The following is a 24612-nucleotide window of genomic DNA, read 5'->3' as shown; positions in this document are numbered from 1 at the left end:
GGAGGGGCTCAACAGCGCGAGCAGCGGAGCTAGGCCGGTGGTGCCGACGGTGCAGGCGACCATGTAGCGCGTGAAGCGCCGCATATTGCGCGCAGCCAGGTACCCCGACAGCCAGTCGTAGTGGTCGGGCTGTCGCCACCACCGGCGTATCCAGTCCAATGCGTTGCACTCACTAGTAGTGGTCGTCGCCCCGCCCGCGGAGACGGCGCGGGCGCACGGCCTGAATTGGTCCAAGCTCCGTCGTGGAATCCCCCCGACGAACGCATGCTACCGACAAATTCGACATTTGCTGGCGAGTTGGGCGACTTTTGGTCGATGACGCTGTTTCCGGCCTGGCAGCGGCCTGTTGCCGGCCCTGGATTGGCGCCCGGGTCGGGTGGGTATGTCTGCAGGCGACTGAGGAGGAACAGATGAACGACATCGATACTCGCGACCGGGCCCGAGGCGGCCGACTGCGGATGCCGCGCAGCCGGGGTGCCGCAAGTGGCTTTCTGTTGATCGTGCTGGGCATATGGGGTGCGGCGGTGCCGTTCGTCGGCCCCTCGTTCGACTTCGCCTTCAGTCCGGGGCGGGACTGGTCGATGGCCCGAGGCTGGTTGGAAGTGTTGCCTGGCGCCGCGGCCGCGCTGGGTGGCGCTCTGTTGCTGTTATCGCGCAACCGTGCGACCGCGACGCTTGGCGGCTGGCTCAGCGTTGTTGCTGGGGCGTGGTTCGTCGTCGGCCGCGCGTTCGCAGGGCCGCTGGCGCTCGGGGACGTTGGCACGCCCGTCGCGTCCACCGACACCCAACGGGTTTGGCTGGAGCTGTCGTACTTCTACGGGCTCGGTGCGTTGGTCGTGTTCCTCGGTGCGTTCGCCTTGGGCCGGGTGTCCGTCCGCAGCGTGCGTGACGTCGCGTACGCGCGTCGACCGGTCGCGGTGGAACGGGAACCGGCAGAGGTAGTGGCCGACGACGAGACCTCGCGGTCAGCGGGCTGGCGCAACCGGGTCGGCCTGTTCGGCCGCCGCCCGACGGGCACCGCTCATTGACCGGTGTAGACCATTACGTGCTTGATCCGGGTGTAGTCCTCGAGCCCGTACATCGACAGGTCCTTGCCGTGCCCGGAGGACTTGAAGCCGCCGTGGGGCATCTCGGCGACCAGCGGGATGTGGGTGTTGATCCAGACGCAGCCGAAGTCGAGCGCGTTGGACATCCGGATGGCCGTCGAGACGTCCTTCGTCCATACCGATGACGCCAGGGCGAACTCCACCCCGTTGGCCTTCTCCAGTGCGTCGTCCTCGTCGGTGAACGGCTGCACGGTGATGACCGGCCCGAAGACCTCGGTCCGGGTGAGCCGGTCGTCCTGCCTCAGGCCGCCGATCACCGTCGGTTCGACGTAGAAACCCTTGTCGCCCTGGCGGTGTCCGCCGATCGCGACCTTCGCGTGGTCGGGCACGTCGTCGAAGAAGCTCAGCACGCGTTCCATCTGGTTGGCGTTGTTCACCGGCGGCACCCAGGCGTCCTCGTCGCCTGCGGGTCGGCCGTAGGTGGTCGTCGCCCCGGCGGCCTGCTCGGCGAGTGCGGCCGTGAGGTCCTCGACCACCGAGGCGTGCGCAAGCACCCGGGTCGCCGCCGTGCAGTCCTGCCCGGCGTTGAAGTAGCCCGCGGTGGCGATTCCCTCTGCGGCAGCGGCGATGTCGGCATCACCGAACACGATCACCGGCGCCTTGCCGCCGAGTTCGAGGTGTGTGCGCTTGAGGTGCCCGCCTGCGCTGACCGCGACGGCGCGGCCTGCCGCCACCGACCCGGTGATCGAGACCATCTCCGGTGTCGGGTGGGCGACGACGGCGGCTCCGGTCACCCGGTCGCCGGTGACGACGTTGAGCACGCCGGGCGGGAAGTGCTTGGCCGCGAGTTCGGCGAGCATCACGGTGGTCACCGGAGTGGTGTCACTGGGCTTGATCACCACGGTGTTGCCCGCGGCGACGGCGGGACCGAACTTCCAGATCGCCATCATCATCGGGTAGTTCCACGGGGCCACCTGGCCGATCACGCCGACCGGCTCACGCCGGATCCACGACGTGTGACCCTCCATGTACTCGCCAGCCGACTTGCCCTCCAAAACCCTTGCAGCGCCAGCGAAGAAGCGGATCTGGTCGAGCATCGGCGGAATCTCTTCGGCCATCGTGACGTGGTTGGGCTTGCCGGTGTTGCAGCCCTCGGCGGCCACCAGGTCCTCGGCGGCTTTTTCGACCTCGTCGGCGAAGCCCAGTAACGCCTTCTGCCGTTGTGACGGCGTGGTGCGCTTCCAGTCCTTGAACGCCGTCGCGGCAGCCGCGTAGGCGTTGTCGATGTCCTGTTCGTTGGAAATCGGTGCGGTGCCATAGGTTTCACCAGTGGACGGGTCGACGAGCGGCATCGTGGCGCCGCTCACCGAATCCACCAGCTCGCCGCCGATGAAGTTCTGAACGGTGGTCATGGCGATCAGAGACCGGCGAGGACCTGGGTGAGCACGTCGAGGCCTTCCCCGAGAAGCTCGTCGCTGATGGTCAGGGGTGGCAGGAAACGCAGCACGTTGCCATACGTCCCGCAGGACAACACGATGACCCCCGCGGCGTGGGCGCCCGCGCACAACGCCTTGGTGAGATCGGCATCGGGTTCGGTGGTGCCGGACTTCACCAGCTCGACGGCGATCATCGCGCCGCGACCGCGGACGTCGCCGATCCGGTCGTCGTCGGCCTGCATCTGGTGCAGTCGGGTCTTCATCAGGGTCTCGATCTCGGCCGCACGCGCGACCAGTCCGTCGGCCTCGATGGTGGCGATGGTGGCCAGTGCCGCCGCGCACGCGACCGGGTTGCCGCCGTAGGTGCCGCCAAGGCCGCTGACGTGTGGCGCGTCCATGATCTCGGCGCGGCCGGTGACCGCAGAAAGGGGCAGTCCGTCGGCGATGCCCTTGGCCGTGACGATCAGGTCGGGGTCGATGCCCTCGTGTTCGCAGGCGAACATGGCGCCGGTGCGTGCGAACCCGGTCTGTACCTCGTCGGCGATGAACACCACGTCGTTGTCGCGGCACCAGGTCAGCAGCGCGGGAAGGAAGCCCTCCGCGGGAACGATGAAGCCGCCCTCGCCCTGAATCGGCTCGATGATGACCGCGGCCAGGTTCGCGGCCCCGACCTGTTTGTCGATCACGCTGAGCGCCCGCTGGGCGGCCTTCTCGCCGTCGGTGGCCAACTCCTTTCCGAACTCCGCATCCCGAAACGGATAGGACAGGGGAGCGCGGTAGATCTCCGGCGCGAACGGACCGAAGCCGTGCTTGTAGGGCATCGACTTCGCGGTCAACGCCATGGTCAGGTTGGTGCGGCCGTGATAGGCGTGGTCGAAGGACACGACTGCCTGCTTGCGGGTGTAGGACCTGGCGATCTTGATCGCGTTCTCGACGGCCTCGGACCCCGAGTTGAACAGCGCCGAACGCGTCTCGCCCTTGATCGGAGTCAGCCGGTTGAGCTGCTCGCAGACGGCGACGTACTCCTCATAGGGCGTGATCATGAAACAGGTGTGGGTGAAGTCGGCCGCCTGCGCGGCGACCGCATCGACGACACGGGGCGAGGCGTTGCCGATCGTGGTGACGGCGATGCCCGAGCCCAAGTCGATGAACCGGTTGCCGTCGACGTCCTCGACGATGCCGCCACCGGCGCGCGCCGCGTAGATGGCCATGGTGGTTCCGATGCCGGTGGATACGGCCGCGGCCTTGCGTTGTATCAAGGCTGCCGACTTGGGGCCGGGGATGGGGGTGGCCAGGTAGCGGCTCTGTTCGAGGGTGCTCACGTCTGACTCCTGCGAGGGTGGCTGGGTGTGGCGAAGGGACGCCAAGGCGACGTCGAAGCGTCCTGCCAAAGCCTAGTCGGCGAATCCTCCGATGCGGCCTGAAAACGTCGGTTCGGGCGGCGGTCGGGCATGGAATGCGCACTCAGAGCGGGTGAATGGTGCGTATTCGGTGGTTCGAGGGTGTGGTGGCACAGGGTCCGCCGACACCGATCAGGCCGAGCGTTTAGTGGCGCTAACTGCCAGGACGGCGGACGGGGGCGGTCGGCTCCTGGCGCCAGTGGTGGCACACTGGATCACCAAGAGGCCGCCCGGTGACCCGTCCGTCCGGGGGCTGACAACCGTAAGACCGACACGAAAGACAGTTGCTGAGATGGACCTCGTCGTCTTCCTGCCCCTTCTCATCATCCTCGGCGCGTTCATGTTCTTTGCGTCGCGCCGCCAGAAGAAGGCCATGCAGGCCACCATCGACCTGCACGAGTCGCTGACCGTGGGGGATCGCATTCACACCACGTCGGGCCTCCAGGCCACCATCGCAGGCATCGGCGACGACACCGTCGACCTGGAGATCGCGCCGGGTGTGGTCACCACGTGGATGAAGTTGGCCGTCCGCGACCGCGTCAATGCCGACGACGACTTCGACGACGATGAGGACGACCTCGACGAAACGCCAGGGGCATCGTCGAGCCCGTCGGAGATCACCGAGAGTGGTGGCGTCATCGAATCGGACCGGCAGACCAAAGACTGACGTCTGAGGACTCAGCCCGACCACGTACCCTTTGCGGTGCCGTAGTACAGACCTGAGGAGATCCAACCAACGTGGCATCGTCTTCTGCGCCGGTGCACCCGTACCGTTACCTGACGCTCTTCCTTGTTCTACTGATCGGTGTTTATCTGCTGGTGTTCCTCACCGGCGACAAGCAGGCCAAGCCCAAGCTTGGCATCGATCTGCAGGGCGGGACACGCGTCACGCTGACCGCACGCACCCCCGACGGTTCGGCCCCAACCCGTGAAGCACTGGCACAGGCCCAGGAGATCATCAGTTCCCGCGTAGACGGGCTGGGTGTCTCCGGGTCGGAGGTCGTGGTCGATGGCCAGAATCTGGTCATCACGGTGCCAGGCAACGACGGCAACGAGGCCCGCAACCTTGGCCAGACCGCCCGGCTCTACATCCGACCGGTGATCCACTCGATGCCGGCCGCAGGCCAGCAGCCGCCCCCGGGGCAGGCCCCGCCGGGTGGCGCTCCTGGAGCTCCAGGGATACCTGGTGGTGTACCCGGACTGCCTGGTGCACCGGGGATTCCGGGTGGTGCACCTGGCATGCCGCCACTCATCGCCCCTGCGGAGCCCGAGGCTCCGATCACGGCGCCCAATCCGGGACAACCGCCCCGTCCGGCGCCGGGCGCCGAGGCACCCGCCGCGCCTGCTCCCCAGCCGCGGCCCTATCCAGAGGCGCCACCGGAGCCGACACCGTCACCGGAGCCGACACCGTCACCGGCGCCCGCACCAGGCCCTGCTCCTGGTCCCGCCCCGCAGAGCCCGGCACCGCCGCCTGGGCCCAAACCGAAGGCCGACCTGGCTCAGCGCATCACCGATGAGAAGGCGCTTCGACAGAGCACGGATCAGCAGATTCAGGTCCTTGCGTTGCAGTTCGAGGCCACTCGCTGCGGCGAGGAGGACGTGTTGGCAGGCAACGACGACCCCAACCTGCCTCTGGTGACCTGCTCGCAGGACCACAAAGAGGTCTATCTGCTCGACAAGTCGATCATCAGCGGTGAGGGCATCAAGAACGCGACCTCGGGACTCGACCAGCAGCGCGGCGAGTACGTCGTCGACGTGGAGTTCAAGAGCGACGCCTCCAGCGTTTGGGCGGACTTCACGGCCGCCAACGTCGGCACTCAGACCGCGTTCGTCCTCGACTCGCAGGTGGTCAGCGCTCCGGTGATCAACGAGGCGATCCCCGGCGGCCGGACTCAGATCACCGGCCAGTTCACCAACGATTCGGCCCGCGAACTTGCCAACGTGCTGAAGTACGGCTCGCTGCCGTTGTCCTTCGAGTCATCCGAGGCCGAAACCGTTTCCGCGACACTGGGATTGACGTCTCTGAAGGCCGGTCTGGTCGCGGGTGCCGTTGGCCTGGCGCTGGTGTTGCTGTACTCGCTGCTCTACTACCGGGTGCTCGGGCTGCTCACGGCTCTGTCGTTGGTCGCCTCGGGCGCGATGGTGTTCGCGATCCTGGTGCTGCTCGGTAGGTACATCGGCTACACCCTCGACCTGGCCGGCATCGCAGGTCTGATCATCGGCATCGGCACCACCGCCGACTCGTTCGTGGTGTTCTTCGAACGCATCAAGGACGAGATCCGAGAGGGCCGCTCGTTCCGCTCGGCCGTACCGCGAGGCTGGGCGCGTGCCCGCAAGACGATCCTGTCCGGTAACGCGGTCACTCTGCTGGCCTCGGTGGTGCTCTACGTGCTTGCCATCGGGCAGGTGAAGGGTTTCGCGTTCACCTTGGGCTTGACCACCATCCTCGACGTCGTCGTGGTGTTCCTGGTGACGTGGCCGCTGGTGTACCTGTCGTCCAAGTCGACGCTGTTGTCCAAGCCCGCATTCAACGGCCTCGGCGCAGTGCAGCAGATCGCCCGCGAACGCCGGGCCGCCGCAACGTCAGCGGGAGGGAGGTAGCGACATGGGCAAGCATGATTCCAAAGACGAGCTCGACGACGTCTCGGACGCGGTGGACGCAACTGAACTCGATACCCCGTCGACATCCGAGGAACTGGGCACATCCGACTCGGCGGCGCCGAAGCACGGCTTCTTCGTCCGGCTCTACACCGGCACCGGCGCCTTCGACGTCGTCGGCAAGCGCAAGCTGTGGTTCGGCATCAGCGGCGCGATCATCCTCATTGCGCTCGCCAGCATCCTCTTGCGTGGCTTCAGTTTCGGGATCGACTTCGAGGGCGGCACCAAGGTGTCCATGCCCGCGGCTGGCGCACAGGGCCAGGTGACGACCCAGCAGGTCGAGGACGTCTTCTCCAAGACGCTTGGCAGGGGACCCGAGACGGTGGTGCAGGTCGGCAACGGTGGCTCGGCCACCATTCAGATCCGTACCGAGAAGCTAAGCAATCCGGACAACGACAAGCTGCGGACGGCGTTGTTCGACGCGTTTCAGCCCAAGGGACCCGACGGTCAGCCCAGCAAGGATGAGGTCAGCAGCTCTGACGTGTCGGAGACCTGGGGCGGTCAGATCACCCAGAAGGCAATCATCGCGCTGGTCGTCTTCCTCGCTCTCGTGTCGGTCTACATCGCCATTCGCTACGAGCGATACATGGCGGTCGCCGCACTCGCCGCCCTGGTATTCGACGTCGTGACCACCGCGGGCGTCTACTCGCTGGTCGGTTTCGAAGTCACCCCGGCCACCGTGATCGGGCTGCTGACCATTCTCGGGTTCTCGCTCTACGACACCGTCATCGTGTTCGACAAGGTCGAGGAGAACGTGCACGGGTTCGAGCACACCACCCGAAGAACCTTCGCCGAACAGGCCAACCTCGCGATCAACCAGACCTTCATGCGGTCGATCAACACCAGCCTCATCTCGGTGCTGCCCATCCTCGCGCTGATCGTCATCGCGGTGTGGTTGCTCGGCGTCGGCACGCTGCAGGACCTCGCGCTGGTGCAGCTCGTCGGCGTCATCGTCGGCACCTACTCGTCCATCTTCTTCGCAACGCCACTGTTGGTGACATTGCGTGAACGGACCGAGCTGGTGCGGGCCCATACCCGCCGGGTGCAGAACCGGCGTCGCGGCGCTGCCGCGAAGACCGGCGGCGAGGTCGGCACCACCGACGCCGTCGAGCCAGAGACCGTTGGGGCATCCGTGGCTACCGCAGTGGTCGCGCCCGACAAGCCCGCACCCGGGGCTAAGCCGATCCGTCCCACTGGGAAGCCGTCGGGTAAGCGGAGTCTCAGGCGGTAGCCCGATGACTGCCGGGTCCCGGCGAGGCGTGCTGGCGGCCACGCTGTCGCTGATTTGCACGCTCGTCCTGTCCGGGTGTTCGGGGAGCTCCGCCGACCAGATCGACTATGCCGTCGACGGGACGCTGCTCACCTACAACACCAATACGGTGGAGGGTGCGGCGTCGGCAGGGCCGCAGGCGTTCGCGCGGGTGCTGACCGGCTTCAACTACCACGGTCCAGAGGGCCAGGTGATCGGTGACCGCGACTTCGGCACCGTCTCCGTCGTCGGCCGCACCCCGTTGGTGCTGGACTATCAGATCAGTGACAACGCGGTGTACTCGGACGGCAAGCCGATCACCTGCGACGACATGGTGCTGGCCTGGGCGGCGCAGTCGGGCCGATTCCCTGGTTTCGACGCGGCCAGTCAGGCCGGCTACGGCGACGTCGCGACGGTCGACTGTGCGTCAGGGCAGAAGAAGGCCAGGGTGACGTTCGCCCAGGACCGCGCGTTCGTCGACTTCGGTCAACTGTTCGCGGCGACGACGATGATGCCGTCGCACGTGATCGCCGACGAACTCGGCGTCGATACCACCACTGCGCTGCAGACGGGTGACGCTCCGACCATCGACCGCATCGCCACGTTGTGGAACACCACCTGGAACCTCACCCCCGACCTGGATCTCAAGAAGTTCCCGTCCTCGGGCCCGTACAAGCTGGACTCGGTCCAGGGCAACGGTGCCGTCGTACTCGTCGCGAACGACAAGTGGTGGGGCGCCAAGCCGGTCACCGGCAAGGTCGTCGTCTGGCCGCGCGGCGCCGACATCCAGGACCGTGTCAACCAGGGCACCTACGAAGTCGTCGACGTCGCAACCGGCTCGTCCGGCACGCTCAACGTGCCCGACGCATACGTCCGCACCGAGACCCCGTCGGCGGGTATCGAACAACTCATCTTCGCGCCTACGGGCCCGCTCGCCGATCCTGCGGCCCGCCGCGCCGTCGCGCTCTGCACGCCGCGCGACGTGATCGCCCGCAACGCCGAGGTGCCGATCGCCAACAGCCGGCTCAACCCCGCAGCGGAGGATTCGATCACCGCCGCCGAGAGTTCACCCGAATCCGATCAGTTCAACGTGGCCAACCCCGACGCGGCGCGGGCGGCGATCAATGGCCAGCCGCTGACCGTGCGCATCGGATATCAGAGCCCCAACGCGCGCCTGGCCGCCACGGTGGGAACCATCGCCAAGTCCTGCGCCGCGGCAGGCATCACGGTGCAGGACGCCGCAGCCGACTCCGTCGGCCCACAGACATTGCGCGACAACAAGATCGACGTCCTGGTGGCCAGCACCGGCGGGGCGGCGGGTAGCGGTTCCACCGGTTCGTCGTCGATGGACGCCCACGATCTGCACAGCGGTAACGGCAACAACCTCTCGGGTTACGCCAACGAGCAGGTGGACGGCGTGATCAATGCGCTGGCGGTGACGTCGGACCTCAAGGAGCTGGCGCGGTTGCTGGGGGAGAGCAGCCCCGTGCTGTGGAACGACATGCCGACGCTTCCGTTGTACCGCCAGCAGCGGACCTTGGTGACGTCGACCAAGATGTACGCCGTGAGCAGTAATCCGACGCGCTGGGGCGCAGGCTGGAACATGGACCGATGGGCGATGAAGTGACCGGCTCGCAACAGACCGACGTGGCGGCGGTGATCGCGTCGCTGACCCGCGAGGTCGCGGACTTCCCCGAGCCCGGCATCCAGTTCAAGGACCTCACCCCATTGCTGGCCGATGCGCACGGCCTGGCGACGGTGACCAGCGCACTGGCGGCCGTTGCCGCGGGCGCCGACCTGGTGGCAGGCATCGATGCGCGCGGCTTTCTGCTCGGCGCGGCCGTCGCGACCAAACTCGGTACCGGTGTGCTGGCGGTCCGCAAGGGCGGCAAGCTGCCGCCGCCCGTCCACTCCGAGTCCTACAGCCTGGAGTACGGCACCGCCACGCTTGAGGTGCCCGCCGACGGCATCGACCTTGCAGGCCGCAAGATTATGATCATCGACGACGTACTGGCCACCGGAGGCACGGTTGCCGCCACGGTACGGCTGCTCGGCAAGGCAGGCGCGGTCGTCACCGGCGCCGCCGTGGTGCTCGAGCTAAGCGCCCTAGGTGGCCGGGAAAAGCTTCAAGGGCTGCCTGTCACCAGTCTCTACGTGGTGTGAGGGATATCCTCGAGAAGAGATCGACCTGGCAGGAGGTGTGGTGATGGCTGATGACGCCCTGACGCAGACCCAACCGATGCCGGTCATCACGCCGGACGCGGTCCCCGCCGGGGCCTCGAAGAGCACCACCAGCGCGTCGCGACGGGTTCGGGCCCGGCTCGCGCGCCGCATGACCGCACAGCGCGGTGCGATGAACCCGGTGCTCGAACCGCTGGTGGCCGTGCACCGTGAGAACCACCCGAAGGCCGACCTTTCGATCCTGCAGCGCGCCTACGAGGTGGCCGAGCAACGGCATGCCGACCAGTTGCGCCAGTCCGGCGACCCCTACATCACCCATCCGCTCGCAGTGGCCAACATCCTGGCCGAGCTCGGGATGGACACCACCACGCTGATCGCCGCGCTGCTGCACGACACCGTCGAGGACACCGGCTACACGCTGGAGGCGTTGACCGCCGAGTTCGGCACCGAAGTGGGCCATCTGGTCGACGGTGTGACGAAGCTCGACAAGGTGACGCTTGGCAATGCGGCCGAGGGCGAGACCATTCGCAAGATGATCATCGCGATGGCGCGCGATCCGCGCGTGCTGGTGATCAAGGTCGCCGACCGGCTGCACAACATGCGCACGATGCGCTTCCTGCCGCCCGAGAAGCAGGCGCGCAAGGCCCGCGAGACGCTGGAAGTCATTGCGCCGCTTGCTCATCGGTTGGGTATGGCCACCGTCAAGTGGGAGCTCGAGGATCTGTCGTTCGCGATCCTGCACCCGAAGAAGTACGAAGAGATCGTGCGACTGGTGGCCGACCGGGCGCCGTCGCGCGACACGTACCTGGCCAAGGTGCGTGCCGAGATCAACGCCACCCTGTCCGCGTCGAAGATCAACGCGGAAGTGGAGAGCAGGCCCAAGCACTACTGGTCGATCTATCAGAAGATGATCGTGAAGGGCCGCGACTTCGACGACATCCACGACCTGGTCGGCGTCCGGATCCTGTGCGAGGAGATCCGCGACTGCTACGCGGCGGTCGGCGTCGTGCATTCACTGTGGCAACCCATGGCCGGCCGGTTCAAGGACTACATCGCCCAGCCGCGCTACGGGGTGTACCAGTCACTGCACACCACCGTCGTCGGTCCAGAGGGCAAGCCGCTCGAGGTTCAGATCCGCACCCGCGACATGCACCGCACTGCCGAGTACGGCATCGCGTCGCACTGGCGCTACAAGGAAGTCAAGGGCCGCAACGGAGTTCCGACCGGGCACGCCGCCGCCGAGATCGACGACATGGCGTGGATGCGCCAACTGCTCGACTGGCAGCGGGAGGCCGCCGACCCCGGCGAGTTCCTCGAGTCGCTGCGCTACGACCTCGCGGTGCAGGAGATCTTCGTGTTCACCCCGAAGGGCGACGTCGTCACGCTGCCCGCAGGATCGACGCCGGTCGACTTCGCCTACGCCGTGCACACCGAGGTCGGGCACCGCTGCATCGGCGCCAGGGTGAACGGCCGTCTGGTGGCGCTGGAGCGCAAGCTCGAGAACGGCGAAGGCGTCGAGGTGTTCACCTCGAAGGCGCCCAACGCGGGGCCGTCGCGCGACTGGCAGACCTTCGTGGTCTCGCCGCGCGCGAAGGCCAAGATCCGGCAGTGGTTCGCCAAGGAGCGGCGAGAGGAGGCGCTGGAGTCGGGCAAGGACTCCATCGCCCGCGAGGTGCGCCGGAGCGGACTTCCCTTGCAGCGCTTGATGAACGGCGAGTCGATGGGCGCACTGGCCCGGGAGCTTCGCTACGCCGACGTGTCCGCGTTGTACACCGCGGTGGGCGAGGGGCACGTCTCCGCGCGCCACGTCGTGCAGCGTCTACTGGCTCAACTCGGTGGCGACGAAGAGGCCGAGAACGAGATCGCCGAGCGGTCCACGCCTGCCACCATGCCGGTGCGTCAACGCACCAACGACGACGTCGGTGTCGCCGTGCCGGGAGCGCCAGGCGTGCTGACCAAACTGGCGAAGTGCTGCACCCCGGTGCCCGGCGACAACATCATGGGCTTCGTCACCCGCGGTGGCGGCGTGAGCGTGCACCGCACCGATTGCACCAATGCCACGTCGCTGCAACAACAGTCGGAACGCATCATCGAGGTCAAGTGGGCGCCGTCGCCGTCGTCGGTGTTCCTGGTGGCGATCCAGGTCGAGGCGCTCGATCGGCACCGGCTGCTATCGGACGTCACCCGCGTGCTGGCCGACGAGAAGGTCAACATCCTGTCGGCGTCGGTGACCACGTCCAACGACCGGGTGGCGATCAGCCGGTTCACCTTCGAGATGGGCGACCCCAAACACCTCGGACACGTGCTCAACGTGGTCCGCAACGTCGAGGGCGTGTACGACGTCTATCGCGTGACGTCGGCTGCCTGACGGCCCCTGGTGCTCATCGCACCGACCACCGCCGCGACGATGCATGCGACGGCCGCCGCGCCTGCGAACCAGGGGAACACCGCACTGAGTGGCCACCGGGTCGCCGCCCAGCCCGCCACGATGGTCGGGACTGCCATGGCCGTGTAGGCGAGCAGGTAGTACGCCGACATGGTCTCGCCGCGGCGGTCGGCGGGCACCACGTTCGCCAAGTGCCGAAGCGAGCCGCCGAAGCCGAGGCCGAACGTCGCACCCAGCAGCGCGGCGGCCGCGAGCACCAAGATCCAACTGTGCGTGGCCAGTACCGGAATCATCGCGAGCAGCACCAGCCCCATGCCGACGTCGCCGAGGATCGCGGCACGACGGGCGGGCACCCGGGTGGCGCACATCTGGGCCAGTGCGGCCGCGAACGCCGTCGTGCCGACGACGGCACCGCCGAACACCAGGTTGTGCACGTTCGTCTGCTGGGCGGCCAGCGACGGGTAGAGCGAGAGCAGCACGCCGAGCACCGACCAGGACGCCATGACGCCGAGTGCGGCGAACCAGAAGTCACCGCGGATCTCGCGCGGCACAGCGGGTTTGGCGATCCGGATGGGACCACGCGTGCGCGCGGAGTGCGGCTCGCGCATGGCGACCACGCCGATGCCGACGACGGCGCAGATCACCGCGACCACCGCATACGGCGTGCGCATGGGATGCGGTGCGTACTGGGCCAGCACTGCCGAGCCGAGGATGGCCACCGTCATTCCGATGTTGAAGCTGACGCCGCTGAGTTGGCCGGATCGCGCGCCGTGATCGGGACGCAGGTCGAGCAGCGCCGCCGCGCCAGCCACCACGATGGAACCGACGGCCGCGCCGTGGATGGTGCGCGCCACCAGCAGCAGGGCCATGTCGTCGGCGATGAGGAAGACGCCAAGGCCCACGATCATCGCCAGAAGGGCGGCCAGCAGGACCGGCTTGCGACCGACCACGTCGGAGATGCGGCCCGACACCAGCACGGCACCGAGGGCGGCTACGGCGTAGACGGCGAACACCACGGTGGTGGACAAGGGGGAGAGGTGCCAGACCTCTTCGTACATGCCGTACAGCGGCGCGGGCAGACCGGAGACGCCGAGCGCGACGCCGCTGAGCACCAAGAGCAGGGAGTAGGCTCCGCGCTGGGTCTGGCCGGTGGGTCGGTCGGCTGCGACCACCGCCACGATCCCCTCCAGCCAGGTATGTTTGATGAACGTCGAACCGAATTGACAGTACGCTCGGTTCGATGATCGTCAAACCCGCGGTGATGGAGGCCACAGAATGACCGCATCGCAGCTCGGTGAGCTCGCCGAGGCCCACGTCGGCAGCGTGCAACAGGTGCTCGCCGCACTCGCCGATCCGGTCCGCCTCGAGATGGTCCGCCGGCTGCACAACGCCGGTTCACCGATGCCGTGCGCCCGGCTCTACGACGTGATCAACAAGTCGACTGCGACGCACCACTTCAAGATCCTGCGCGAGGCCGGCCTGACCGAGCGACTGGTCGTCGACGGTCAAACCCACCAGCGACTGCGCAGCGATGAGGTCGACGCCGCCGTGCCGGGACTGTTGAATTCCGTTGTGGCGAAGGCGAACCGGGAAGTCGAGACTTAGGCCGTCGGGGCCCGCTCGGTTTCCGCGGACTCGAACGTCAGTGTCAGCGGCAGGGTTCCGCGATTGACCGCGTCGGCGAACTTGCGCGCGGAGTCCGCGGTGAACCCACCGGTGATCTGGATGCGGCCGTCAGGAATCGCCTCCTGGAGCACCGGTGCGCTGAGCACCCGCGTATCGAACGTGTATGCCACCTGGTTGCCGACGTTGGCGTCGGAGAACGTCGCAAGGGCTTGGGCGGCTTCGTGATTGAACGCGACGTCGACCGCGACATCCCCGTCCCGCTGCTCGTGTGTCGCATGTTCGACCTGTTGCCCGCTGATGATGGACTTGGCGAGCAGATACACCTCCTTGCGGTCCTCGGAGCACGTCACCAACGGCAGGTTGGGGTCGTCACGCCTCGCCAGTGCGTCCTCGTCGCCGCAGCGCGTCGCCTGAAACTGCAACGCCAGAACCTGAATCTGTTGATCGGTGCTCTGACGAAGCGCCTTCTCGTCGGCGATGCGCTGCGGATCGGGGCTCTTCGGCGGCGCCGCCGGGTCGGCCGTAGCAGTAGCCGCGGCAGGCATCACGTGCACGACCGGTCGCAGGTACAGCACGCCTGACGCTGCAGTACGGCGGACGGCGTCGACGTCGGTACCCGGCACCGTGATGACCACGTCTTTGCCGTCGACCTTCACGTCGGAGCCACGGATGCCGAGGTCATCGATGCGCGCTTGGACGATCTTCTGGGTCTGCGTCAGTGCGTCGGTCGACGGAGGTGAGCCGTCGGGCGACCGCGCCTCGAAGGTGACGCGGGTGTGTTCCCGAGGCGGCTGGTCCGCCAACATGCTTCTCGTTACGAACACTGCCACGACCAGGGCGACCACGCCAATGACGCCGGCGACCACTGCGTAGAGCGCGACGCGCGACTGCTTCCCGTCGCTCATCGCGAACCTGCGCCTAGCACATCACGACCCTAGAACGGCCGGCGGCGGATCGTGACTACTTCACCTGCACCGACGTGATGGTCACGTCGGTCGCGGGCTTGCCATCGTCGCTGCCGTCCTGAACCCCTGCGCCCGCGATCTGACCAACGGTGGCAAGGCCCGTCGCGTCGACCGTGCCGAACAGCGTGTACGTCGGCGGCAGCTGTGAGTCCTGGTACACCAGGTAGAACTGGCTGCCGTTGGTGCCAGGCCCGGTATTGGCCATCACCAGCGAGCCGCGCGGGTACAGCGCGGGCGCCGTCAGCGCGGGGTCGGTCAACTTGTACTGATTCGTGGGGTACTCGTTGGGGAATCGGTAGCCGGGCCCGCCGGTGCCGAGCCCCGTCGGGTCACCGCACTGCAATACGCCGAGCACCTGGGACGTGGTCAAGCGGTGGCATGGCGTGCCGTCGAAGTACCCCTGCTTGGCGAGGCTGATGAAGCTGTTGACGGTGCACGGCGACTTGGCGTTGTCGAGCTGCAAGCCGATCGGGCCGTCGTTGGTGACGATCGTCGCGGCGATCGTCGCAGGTGTGGTCGACGTCCGCCCCTGCTGCGGCAGCGTGTTCGGCTTGCTCGCCTTCTCCGTCGTGGCCGGGTACTGGCAGTTGGACCCCAGCGTGGCGGGCGGTTTGAACGTCGGCAGGGCACTGGCCGGCTGTGAAGAGCCCGTCGGGCCCGGGTAGTCCAGGTTGGGCCTGAACGGGACGCCGAGCCAGTTGGTCATCTGGATCGCGAAGGCGGCGAAGACGATGGTGGCCACCACCACGAGGATGGTCAGGATGGTCAGTACGTAGCTGATGATCAGCCCGGCGATCGCCAGCCCCCGCCCCTGCTCACCGGTCCGCTTGATCTGCGACATCGAGATGTGCCCGAACACGATGCCAAGGGGCGCGAACAGGAACGCACAGACCAGCGACGCGATGGCCATGCCGTTGGTGGGCCGTGGCTGCGGATACCCGTAGAAGCCGCCAGGCGGGCCGTACGGCGGTGGAGGCGGGTAAGGCGCGGGTGGGATGGTCACGGCCGGTGGCGGCCTTAGTCCAGCGCGATCGACTTGATCTGCACCGGCAGCTTCGGCTTGCCGTCTCCGCCGCCGCCATCGACTCCGCCGGCCGCGATCTTGTCCAGAGTGGCAAGGCCCGTCTGATCGATGGTGCCGAACACGGTGTAGTTCGGCGGCAGCTGCGAGTCCTGGTAGACCAGGAAGAACTGGCTGCCGTTGGTGCCAGGTCCGGCGTTGGCCATGGCCAGCGTGCCGCGCGGGTACAGCACCGGCTGTTGCAACGCCGGGTTGTCGGGCTGATACTGCGTGGTCGGGTACTCGTTGGCGAACTGGTAGCCGGGACCTCCGGTGCCTTGACCGGTCGGGTCACCGCACTGCAGGACCGCGAGCCCGCCCGTGGTCAGGCGGTGGCACGGGGTGTCGTTGAAGTAGCCCTGCTGCGCCAGGCTGGCGAAGCTGTTGACGGTGCACGGCGCCTTGGCGTTGTCCAACTGCAGGCCGATGTTGCCCTGGTTGGTGCTCATGCTCGCGCTGATCTGCGCAGGATCGGTCGGCACCTTGCCGGTGCGCGGAGGGTTGACCTTCTTGCTCGCGGCCTCGGCCGCCGGGTACTGGCAGTTCGCGCCGAGGTCGGCGGGCGCGGTGAACGGCGGGAGCTTCCCGTCCGCAGGGGGTGCGGGCAGCGCCGAGGTCGGAGACGTCGGGGTGTCCGCCGAGGCGGTGTTGCTGTGCGAATCCTTGTTGGTGACGATGACGGTCGCCACGATGGCACCGATCAGCAGGACTGCGCCGACCGCCGAGCCGATGATCGTCAAGAGGCGTCGTCTTTTGGCCTGGGCTGCCCTCCGCTCGAGCTGCCGCTCAAGTTTGCGCTTGGCCGTTGCCCGCCGCTGTTCGTTGGTCGGCACCGCCGCAGTCCTCCTCGTGTTCGAACCAGTCGCCGGGACGGCGACCACGCTCATAAGTCGGCACCGAGTGTGCCAGGCAATGCTGAGCGTAGGTGCCGCGACCCACGCGAACGCGAGGTGGGAAACTGGGCGACGTGTTGCTCACGGGGTTTCCTGCAGGGATGTTGCAGTGCAACTGCTACGTCCTCGCGCCACGGGCCGGGGCCGACGCCATCGTCGTCGATCCGGGCCAGCGTGCGTTCGGGCCGCTGCGCCGCATCCTCGACGAGAACCGGTTGACCCCCGCGGCTGTGCTCCTCACCCACGGCCACATCGATCACATGTGGTCGGCGCAGAAGGTGGCCGACACGTACGGCTGCCCGGTGTACGTGCACCCCGAGGACCGGCACATGCTGGTCGACCCGATCAAGGGTTTCGGTCCGCGGTTGGCGCAGGTGGCCTTCGGCGCCTTGTTCCAGGAACCCCGCCAACTCGTCGAACTGGACCGTGACGGCGACAAGATCGAACTCGGCGGCATCACGGTGGCGGTCGACCACACCCCTGGCCACACCAAGGGGTCGGTCGTCTTCCGCGTCACCGACGGCCCGACCGATATGGCGTTCAGCGGTGACACCCTGTTCAAGCAATCCATCGGCCGCACCGACCTGCCAGGGGGGAGCGGCCGCGACCTGCTCAACTCGATCGTGACAAAACTGCTGGTGCTCGACGACGACACCGTGGTACTACCTGGGCACGGTCCGAAGACCACCATCGGCGCTGAGCGTCGTACCAACCCATTCCTCGAAGGTTTGTCGTAAGTGACTGAGTTTCAGGCGCCAAAGGGCGTCCCCGATTACCTCCCGCCCGAGTCCGCGCAGTTCGTCGCGGTCCGCCACGGTCTGCTCGAGGCTGCGCGCCTAGCCGGCTACGGCTACGTCGAGCTGCCCGTCTTCGAGGACACGGCGTTGTTCGCGCGGGGCGTCGGCGAGTCCACCGACGTCGTCAGCAAGGAGATGTACACGTTCGCCGACCGCGGCGAGCGGTCCGTGACGCTGCGGCCGGAGGGCACCGCAGGGGTGATGCGCGCGGTCATCGAGCACGGCATCGACCGCGGGCCGCTGCCCGCCAAGCTGGCCTACTCCGGCCCGTTCTTCCGCTACGAGCGCCCGCAGGCGGGCCGCTACCGGCAGCTGCAGCAGGTGGGCATCGAGGCCATCGGGATCGACGACCCAGCGCTGGACGCCGAGGTCATCGCCGTCGCCGACGCCGGGTTCCGGTCGCTTGGGCTGGACGGCTTCCGGCTCGAGCTCACCTCGCTCGGCGACGACACGTGCCGCCCGCAGTATCGGGAACTGTTGCAGGACTTCCTGTTCAAGCTCGACCTCGACGAAGAAACCCGCAAGCGCGCCGAGATCAATCCGCTGCGGGTGCTCGACGACAAGCGACCCCACGTCCGCGAGATGACGGCCGACGCGCCGTTGATGCTCGATCACCTGTCCGACGTCGCCAAGCAGCACTTCGACACCGTGCAGGCGCATCTCGACCTGCTCGGCGTGCCGTACGTGATCAACCCGCGGATGGTCCGTGGGCTGGACTACTACACGAAGACGACGTTCGAGTTCGTGCACGACGGGCTTGGTGCCCAGTCGGGGATCGGCGGCGGCGGTCGTTACGACGGGCTGATGCGTCAGCTCGGTGGACAGGATCTGTCCGGCATCGGGTTCGGGCTCGGCGTCGACCGCACGATGCTGGCGCTGAAGGCCGAGGGCAAGACGGTCGGGGCGACGACCGCCGTCGACGTGTTCGCGGTGCCACTCGGCGATGCCGCCAAGCTGGAGCTGGTCAAGGTGGTCGCGGCGCTGCGCGCCAAGGGCGTGCGAGTGGACCTGGCCTACGGCGACCGCGGGCTCAAGGGCGCCATGCGTGCCGCCGACCGGTCTGGCGCGTCGGTGGCGCTGGTCGCCGGTGACCGTGACATCGAGGCGGGCACGGTCGGCGTCAAGGATCTGTCGACGGGTGAGCAGGTCGACGTCGCAGCGGATGCCGTCGTCGCCGAGGTGCTGTCCCGCTTGGCCTAGCCCCTCCCCGCGAGCGCGCGTGTTTGTTGCGCGACACGCCGCAATTCGTCGGCATTTTGCGCGCGTTCGGCGGCCGCTGACCTACCGTGTGCCACCGAACACCGCCATGGTCACCGTCGTCCTGAGCGAGCAGGGCAAAGTCATCACCGGTTGGCCCGACAACAGTTACGGGACGGCAGGAGAACGAATGGACAGCCGCTTCAGTTTTCTCGGCACCGCGCATGTGGAGCTCCTCAACGAGATCCTGGCTCGTCGAAGCCCACCTCTGCTCGAGCGGGTTCGGCAAGCCGACGTCATTTCACCCTCGGACGCCGAGGAAATCACGACGGTCATCAGTGACGAGGTGATCGACAACCTAGACGACGACTGGGAACCGACCGATTACGGACAGGCTGTCAGTGCGGTGCTCGCGCAGTTCAACGCTGCTCGCGTCAACGAGTGGCCCTGAGTGTCATCGTGATTCAGCCAAAGTGATGAGTCGATGATCGACTACAGGAGCCTTCCCGTGTTGGCCGGTGTCTATCTCGAGGACAGCTACGTTCTTGGCATTTCGGAGTCTTCGGAGCAGGTCGTCTTCTACTTGGACGCGGTCCTGACGCCGGAGCACCCCGCCTATCGCTCACACCGACCGGGCGAGCATTACTGCTACGCGCGCGGAAGTCTGCTCTTCCCCGATGTCACTCACGTCGTACGGGTCAACCGGAATGGCAGTCACTACACCGACGCTTCCGGCGACGAGGATCTCGGGAACATCGACGCCCTCACGGTGGACGGCGGTGCCTTTGTCGCGGAGGGCGATTGGGGTGCAGTTCGGATCTCCGGAGCACAACCGCGCTTCGAACTGAGTGAATGATCCGCGAGCCTTCACCGTCCTGGCCAGACCGGGCCGGCGCCAGCAGCTTGAGCTCTTCGCCGGACCACCTGCCGTTCTGGGGGCGTCATCATTTGTTGACGCGCGCTGCGTACCTACCGATCGAGTGCGGACGCAATACCCGTATGCCCGAAGTCGTCGCCCTTCCACAACAGCGGCTCCCGCGTGTCTAGTGCCAGCGCGTAAGACAGGCAATCGCCGAAGTTCAGTCGGGCAGGGTGACCGCTGCCCCTGCCGAAGTCCGCGTAGGCCCGACGGGCCAACCGCGCCTGCTGCTCGGTCACCGGCTCGATCGTGAACTCCGCCTCCGCAAGTAGCTCGTCAAGGCTTCTGCTGATGACAGGATCTCGTTGGTTGTCCAGAACAATCCCGCACTCGAGATAGCTCGCAGCCGACAGTCTTCGCGCGCTGGCATCCGCGATCGCGTGAGCGTAGATCGCCGCGTCGTCCTCGGCAGTAAGGATCGCGATCACGGCCGACGTATCGACGATCACGCCGGGAGCCCCCGGTCGTCGTAGAGCAGAGCGCCGTGATCTAGCGCCTTGGCGTCGGCGCTCATGCGGCTTGCGCTCTTGTGACCGATGGCCAGGAGCCGGGCGGCAAGTTCGTCGCTCTCCAACCTGGCCAGCCGCTCACGCACCGCCGTCGCCACCGCCTGAGCTTGGGATTCTCCGGTGATCGACGTGATTCGCTTGACCGCCTCGTGGACGGAGTCGTCCTTGATGTTCAGCGCCATTGGTACCTTTCTACCTGTCGAATGGTACCACCGCACAACCCGGCTACGCGGATTCAGCATCGACGGATCGCATCAAATCGCACGCGCCGACGAAGCTGGACCACTCAGCCTTGGTTGGGCGAACGCCGCAGTCGCCCAGCGCATCGGGGTTGACCACGAAGCCGGATGCAAGGGCCGCCGTCGGCCCATGTTGGGGGACACCATTCGTTCTTCTCGCATCGCCGCAGCGAGGCTGCGTACCGCAGCGCGAGTTCCGGCCCGCCGATCAGTGCGTCGAGCATCGGGCAGCCTCCCCAGTGCGAGTAATACAGCTGCCAGTCCTGGCCCTTGACGCGGACGAAGTTCGCCCGGTTCCCCATGTGTCCCCGATCTCCGATGACGCGGTCTCGGCTCTCGCGTCGATGCGGGGCGAGTGTCCGTCCGGCGTCCGACAGATTGAGTTGGCGCGGTTGCGGCCTGTGGATAACTTCCGGGGTGAGTCTCGGCGCCCGCGTAGGGTGATCGGCGTGGCGGCGACGTTCGATGAGATTGCGACCATTGCGGAGCTACTGACCCAATACGGTGCGTTGCGCACAGACGAGCTGGCGCGACACTTGCGGGATCGCGGCATGGATGATCCGGACTCCACCATTCGGTGGAACCTGCTCGAAATGGATTGTCCGGCACGACAGCTGGTCGACGACCGATGGGTGTGGCTGCCGGCGGTACTGGCCGGGCGGGTGTTCACTCATCGGGTCAGTGCGGTCGAATGTACCCATGACATGCTCAACCATTCGCCGGACCTGAGCCCGATCACTGCACTGTGCCAGCATGCGGACTACCAGAATCTCGCCGACGGGTCAGCGGCCAACATCGTGGTGGCAGGATACGACGATCAGTTGATTGAGGAGCGGGGCATTCCGCCCGAGGCGATCGACCCGGTCGCGGTGTTACTGCTGGCTCCAGGCACTCTGGCGAAGCTGACCGTCGCCGACGGCGACACGGTCGGCCTACGGCTGACCGCAGAGGGACTCGTCCTCGAACGGGTCGACGTCATCGCGGAGCACACGGCAGGTGCACGTCTGGCGGCGACTCTCGACGCGGACGAACCGACCTATGTCGATGCGGCGGTATGGACTGCGTGCGTTGCGGACGCCGCACTGTTCACCGACCCAATACTGCCGCTGAGCGAGATCGTAGACGACCACGGTCTGGCGCGGCGCGGTGATTCGATCGCGCCCAGCGGATTCGACTTCGGCCGTTGGCAATTCGAGCGAAGGTGTGAACTACTGGCCGAGCGGCACGGCATCGACGTCGACGACGCACTGGTGCTCACCACGCTGCTGGAGCTGTACGACCAGACCTGGCGGATCCTGGCGGAAGCGGACGACGCGGACGACGCCGACGCGGACGCGCCTGACGAGGCTGACGAAAGTCCCACATTGCAGCCTGCCGACCACTCTGACGACGTGACCGGAGAACTCGGCGCCCAGCTTGCCGACCCGCTGCTGGCGCAGCTGCTGGTGGCCGAGACCGTCGGCAGCGATCACGGTGGCGCAGCGGCGCTCGGCCTGCTCGCCGAGATGATGGAGCCCAAGGTGCCGCGCGCCGCACGGGTGGCATGGAGGTGGCTGCGTGCGGTGGCACTTGAGCGACTCGGCGATACCGAGGAGGCGGAGCGCGAACTGTTGGCGGCCGAGTCGATGGATCCCGACTGGCCGCTGCCCCTGATCGACCTGGCGCGCTTCGCTTCTGATCGTGGCGATGTCGAGCGCGGATTGGCATTGTTGCGCCGGGCAGGCGATCTGGACCACCCGCTGGTGGCGCTCTTGCAGGCGCATCGTGTCGGGCCGCGCAACGACCTCGGCCGCAACGAGCCGTGCTGGTGTGGGTCGGGCCGAAAGTACAAGAAATGCCATCTGGGCCGCGAGCAGTTGGCGCTTGCCCAGCGGGTGAACTGGTTGTACGAGAAAGCCGCTCATCACGTATATGCCGCCGGATGGCGAGAATTGTTGGCCGAGGTCGGTTATGAGCGATACCGACATACGCACGACCTTTTCGAGGCGGTGGACGCAGGAATGGCCGACGACCTCGTGATGGATGTCGTGCTGTTCGAGGGTGGCGCGTTCGCAGAGTTTCTCGAGGTGCGCGGGTCTCTGCTGCCCGACGACGAGCGGCTGTTGGCAGAGCAGTGGCTGCTGGTGGAACGGTCGCTGTTCGACGTGGAGGACGTCAAACCGGGTGTGAGCGTGACCGTGCGCGACGTTCGAAGTGGTGACACGCACGACGTGGTCTCGCGGACGGCCAGCCGCCATCTCAAGTCTGGTCAATTGATCTGCGCGCGCGTGGTGCCCGCCGGCGACGACAGTGTGCAGTTCTTTGGCGGCATAGAACCGATCGCGCTGCACGAGCGCGATTCGTTGATCGAGCTACTCGACGCCGAACCCGACCCGGTGGAGCTGATGGACGCGTTGAGTCGGCGGTTTGCGCCAGCCACGTTGACCAACACCGAAGGCGACCCGCTGGCGATCTGTCAGGCCACGGTACGTCTCGGCGATCCGGAACGAGTCGAGGCAGCATTGGACGAGGCCTACGACAGGGCTCATGACGATGAAACACCGCGGTGGCACGAACACGTCACTACCCATGGCATGCCCCGTATCCGGGCCGCGCTGGTGCGCGAGGGCGACACGCTGCGTGTCGAGACGAACAGCGCGGAGCGGATGGATCGCGTGCTGGCCACCTTGATAAGGGTCGACCCCGCGATGCGCGTCGTCGATGACTCCCGGCGCCCGATTCGTGACGCCCGGGAGGCCGCCGAACTGGCAGCGGAAATGGGACCGCCTGAGCGCGCGCTCGACCCCGAGGACCCCGCGGTGGCCGAGGCGCTCGGCGAGTTCATCCGCGAGTACGAAACCAAATGGCTCGATGAACAGATACCCGCGCTCGACGGTCATACGCCGCGACAGGCAGCTGACGATCCCACTCGGCGAGGCGATCTGATCAAGCTCCTCGACAGCTTCCCCGCCGACGATGGCACAGCCGGGCGCATGAGCCCTGAGCGGTTGCGCGTCGCGCTGGGCTTGGAGTAGTGGTGCTATGGCACGCATCGAAACACGAGTCGCACGGATTGCTGAGGCGTTGCTGGCCGAACGGCGATCCGTCCGTCCCATCGATGTGATCGTCGGTCTCGGCTGGCTCGCTCAGCCGAACGTCGATCGGTGGGTGCAGGGCCGTGTTCCTTCGATCGATCGTTGCATCGGTGTCGACTCCGACAAAGTCATCGCAGCCTTCGCAGCGTTGCAGCACTGGGCCGAGGACCGCGGCCTCGTGCCGTCAGAAGTCGACTACCAAGAGCTGCAGTTCACCGCCGACGGCGACGCTGAGGCCGAACAGGCCTACCGCACCCATTGGGGCTCAACGGACGTTGCCGAACCGATCGTCGAGCGCCCAACACGTCCGCGAGGGATCACCGTGATCTCTCCGCACAATGCATGGGAGTGCGCATCGTGTGGCGACACCGGCGATTTGCTTCTCAAGGACAAGGCAGGTGCAGTGTGTCTGGACTGCGCCGACCTCGGCCACCTCGAGTTTCTGCCGTCCGGCGACGCCGCGCTCACTCGGCGCGCCGCGAAAGGCAGCCGTCTATCGGCCGTTGTGGTGCGCTGGAGCACGCGACGCAATCGCTATGAGCGCCAAGGCATCCTGGCGGAGCCGGCCGCGATCGAACAGGCCGCACGAGAGTGCCTCTCCGACGCCGACGTGCGCGCTCGCCGCAGGACGCGCGAGCAGAGTCGGCGGGCCGATCAGGACGTGCGCTTTCGCGGTGAGTTCGCCGCAGCAATTCGTGAGCAGTTCCCGGGGTGCCCGGTCGACCGCGCAGAGGCAATCGCACTTCACGCCGCGGCGCGAGGCAGCGGGAGGGTAGGACGAAGCGCCGCAGGGCGAGCCCTGGACCGCGACGCCGTGCTCCTCGCCGTCGTCGCCTCCGTCCGCCATGTCGACACCGACTACGACGACCTGCTCATGTCGGGCGTTGACCGCGTATCGGCTCGAGCGCAAGTGAACAAGCGTGTCGGGGACGTCGTCGACGCATGGCGCGACGGTGTTGTGATGCTCGACGGGTAGC

At 66.9% G+C, this 24612-nt stretch carries 22 protein-coding genes; 14 read left to right on the top strand and 8 right to left on the bottom strand.

What is annotated here, in order from left to right; genetic code table 11:
* Positions 1-410 precede the first annotated feature (410 nt).
* On the top strand, positions 411-1028 hold the full coding sequence (locus HNP02_RS02075; protein WP_255506107.1) for a hypothetical protein: 618 nt from the start codon (positions 411-413) through the stop codon (positions 1026-1028).
* Here HNP02_RS02075 and HNP02_RS02070 read toward each other — a convergent pair.
* Together HNP02_RS02070 and gabT are read right to left on the bottom strand one after the other, a co-directional pair.
* Entirely contained in the window at positions 1022-2458 is a 1437-nt protein-coding gene (locus tag HNP02_RS02070) for an aminobutyraldehyde dehydrogenase (protein ID WP_184433864.1), read from the bottom strand. The genes HNP02_RS02075 and HNP02_RS02070 overlap by 7 nt on opposite strands.
* Before the next feature lie 5 nt (positions 2459-2463).
* On the bottom strand, positions 2464-3804 hold the full coding sequence (gene gabT, locus HNP02_RS02065; protein WP_184433861.1) for a 4-aminobutyrate--2-oxoglutarate transaminase: 1341 nt from the start codon (positions 3802-3804) through the stop codon (positions 2464-2466).
* 370 nt (positions 3805-4174) lie between these two features.
* Between gabT and yajC the strand changes: the two genes are divergently transcribed.
* From yajC to HNP02_RS02035, 6 genes are all read left to right on the top strand, one after another.
* Complete coding sequence (gene yajC / locus HNP02_RS02060; protein ID WP_184433859.1) at positions 4175-4549, top strand: preprotein translocase subunit YajC; 375 nt, start codon at positions 4175-4177, stop codon at positions 4547-4549.
* 71 nt (positions 4550-4620) lie between these two features.
* Positions 4621-6483, top strand: coding sequence for a protein translocase subunit SecD (gene secD, locus HNP02_RS02055; protein WP_184433856.1), 1863 nt, complete (start codon positions 4621-4623; stop codon positions 6481-6483).
* A gap of 4 nt (positions 6484-6487) precedes the next feature.
* Complete coding sequence (gene secF / locus HNP02_RS02050; protein WP_184433853.1) at positions 6488-7771, top strand: protein translocase subunit SecF; 1284 nt, start codon at positions 6488-6490, stop codon at positions 7769-7771.
* A 4-nt stretch (positions 7772-7775) separates the two neighbouring features.
* Positions 7776-9416, top strand: coding sequence for an ABC transporter substrate-binding protein (locus HNP02_RS02045; RefSeq protein WP_184433850.1), 1641 nt, complete (start codon positions 7776-7778; stop codon positions 9414-9416).
* The gene (locus HNP02_RS02040; RefSeq protein ID WP_184433847.1) at positions 9401-9952 is read left to right on the top strand and encodes an adenine phosphoribosyltransferase; all 552 of its coding nucleotides are present in this window, start codon (positions 9401-9403) and stop codon (positions 9950-9952) included. The genes HNP02_RS02045 and HNP02_RS02040 overlap by 16 nt, the downstream gene beginning before the upstream one ends.
* Positions 9953-10028: 76 nt before the next feature.
* On the top strand, positions 10029-12338 hold the full coding sequence (locus tag HNP02_RS02035; RefSeq protein WP_255506160.1) for a bifunctional (p)ppGpp synthetase/guanosine-3',5'-bis(diphosphate) 3'-pyrophosphohydrolase: 2310 nt from the start codon (positions 10029-10031) through the stop codon (positions 12336-12338).
* Here HNP02_RS02035 and HNP02_RS02030 read toward each other — a convergent pair.
* A complete protein-coding gene (locus HNP02_RS02030; protein ID WP_184434954.1) occupies positions 12314-13528 on the bottom strand; it encodes an MFS transporter in 1215 nt (404 codons plus the stop codon). The genes HNP02_RS02035 and HNP02_RS02030 overlap by 25 nt on opposite strands.
* A gap of 103 nt (positions 13529-13631) precedes the next feature.
* Between HNP02_RS02030 and HNP02_RS02025 the strand changes: the two genes are divergently transcribed.
* Positions 13632-13961: a helix-turn-helix transcriptional regulator gene (locus HNP02_RS02025; protein WP_184433842.1), complete on the top strand. Its 330-nt coding sequence runs from the start codon at positions 13632-13634 to the stop codon at positions 13959-13961.
* Here HNP02_RS02025 and HNP02_RS02020 read toward each other — a convergent pair.
* The 3 genes from HNP02_RS02020 to HNP02_RS02010 are packed head-to-tail and all read right to left on the bottom strand — an operon-like array spanning position 13958 to position 16840.
* Positions 13958-14887 carry a hypothetical protein gene (locus tag HNP02_RS02020; protein ID WP_184433839.1) on the bottom strand — a complete coding sequence of 310 codons (930 nt, stop codon included), beginning with the start codon at positions 14885-14887 and terminating at the stop codon, positions 13958-13960. The two genes, HNP02_RS02025 and HNP02_RS02020, sit on opposite strands and share 4 nt — an antisense overlap.
* Positions 14888-14942: 55 nt before the next feature.
* The gene (locus HNP02_RS02015; RefSeq protein WP_309241368.1) at positions 14943-15950 is read right to left on the bottom strand and encodes a peptidylprolyl isomerase; all 1008 of its coding nucleotides are present in this window, start codon (positions 15948-15950) and stop codon (positions 14943-14945) included.
* A gap of 14 nt (positions 15951-15964) precedes the next feature.
* Positions 15965-16840 carry a peptidylprolyl isomerase gene (locus HNP02_RS02010; protein ID WP_184433836.1) on the bottom strand — a complete coding sequence of 292 codons (876 nt, stop codon included), beginning with the start codon at positions 16838-16840 and terminating at the stop codon, positions 15965-15967.
* A gap of 134 nt (positions 16841-16974) precedes the next feature.
* Between HNP02_RS02010 and HNP02_RS02005 the strand changes: the two genes are divergently transcribed.
* From HNP02_RS02005 to HNP02_RS01990, 4 genes are all read left to right on the top strand, one after another.
* On the top strand, positions 16975-17637 hold the full coding sequence (locus tag HNP02_RS02005) for an MBL fold metallo-hydrolase (protein WP_184433833.1): 663 nt from the start codon (positions 16975-16977) through the stop codon (positions 17635-17637).
* Positions 17638-18897: a histidine--tRNA ligase gene (gene hisS / locus HNP02_RS02000; RefSeq protein WP_184433830.1), complete on the top strand. Its 1260-nt coding sequence runs from the start codon at positions 17638-17640 to the stop codon at positions 18895-18897.
* Positions 18898-19003: 106 nt separating this feature from the next.
* Entirely contained in the window at positions 19004-19345 is a 342-nt protein-coding gene (locus HNP02_RS01995) for a hypothetical protein (RefSeq protein ID WP_184433827.1), read from the top strand.
* A gap of 33 nt (positions 19346-19378) precedes the next feature.
* Positions 19379-19750 carry a hypothetical protein gene (locus HNP02_RS01990; RefSeq protein ID WP_184433824.1) on the top strand — a complete coding sequence of 124 codons (372 nt, stop codon included), beginning with the start codon at positions 19379-19381 and terminating at the stop codon, positions 19748-19750.
* 113 nt (positions 19751-19863) lie between these two features.
* On the opposite strand, the gene HNP02_RS01985 is transcribed toward HNP02_RS01990, so the two are convergent.
* Both HNP02_RS01985 and HNP02_RS01980 read right to left on the bottom strand, forming a co-directional pair.
* Positions 19864-20262, bottom strand: a complete 399-nt coding sequence (locus HNP02_RS01985; protein ID WP_184433821.1) for a type II toxin-antitoxin system VapC family toxin — start codon at positions 20260-20262, stop codon at positions 19864-19866.
* Positions 20259-20504: a type II toxin-antitoxin system VapB family antitoxin gene (locus tag HNP02_RS01980; RefSeq protein ID WP_184433818.1), complete on the bottom strand. Its 246-nt coding sequence runs from the start codon at positions 20502-20504 to the stop codon at positions 20259-20261. Before HNP02_RS01980 ends, HNP02_RS01985 begins: the two co-directional genes overlap by 4 nt.
* Before the next feature lie 506 nt (positions 20505-21010).
* Here HNP02_RS01980 and HNP02_RS01975 point away from each other — a divergent pair.
* A complete protein-coding gene (locus HNP02_RS01975; protein ID WP_309241367.1) occupies positions 21011-23575 on the top strand; it encodes an SEC-C domain-containing protein in 2565 nt (854 codons plus the stop codon).
* A gap of 7 nt (positions 23576-23582) precedes the next feature.
* Complete coding sequence (locus HNP02_RS01970; protein ID WP_184433815.1) at positions 23583-24611, top strand: DUF2293 domain-containing protein; 1029 nt, start codon at positions 23583-23585, stop codon at positions 24609-24611.
* The last annotated feature ends 1 nt before the right edge of the window (position 24612 follow it).

Origin of the sequence: Mycobacterium sp. AZCC_0083 (assembly GCF_014202335.1) — a bacterium.
Lineage (GTDB): Bacteria > Actinomycetota > Actinomycetes > Mycobacteriales > Mycobacteriaceae > Mycobacterium.
This window is presented reverse-complemented; position numbering and strand designations above follow the sequence as displayed.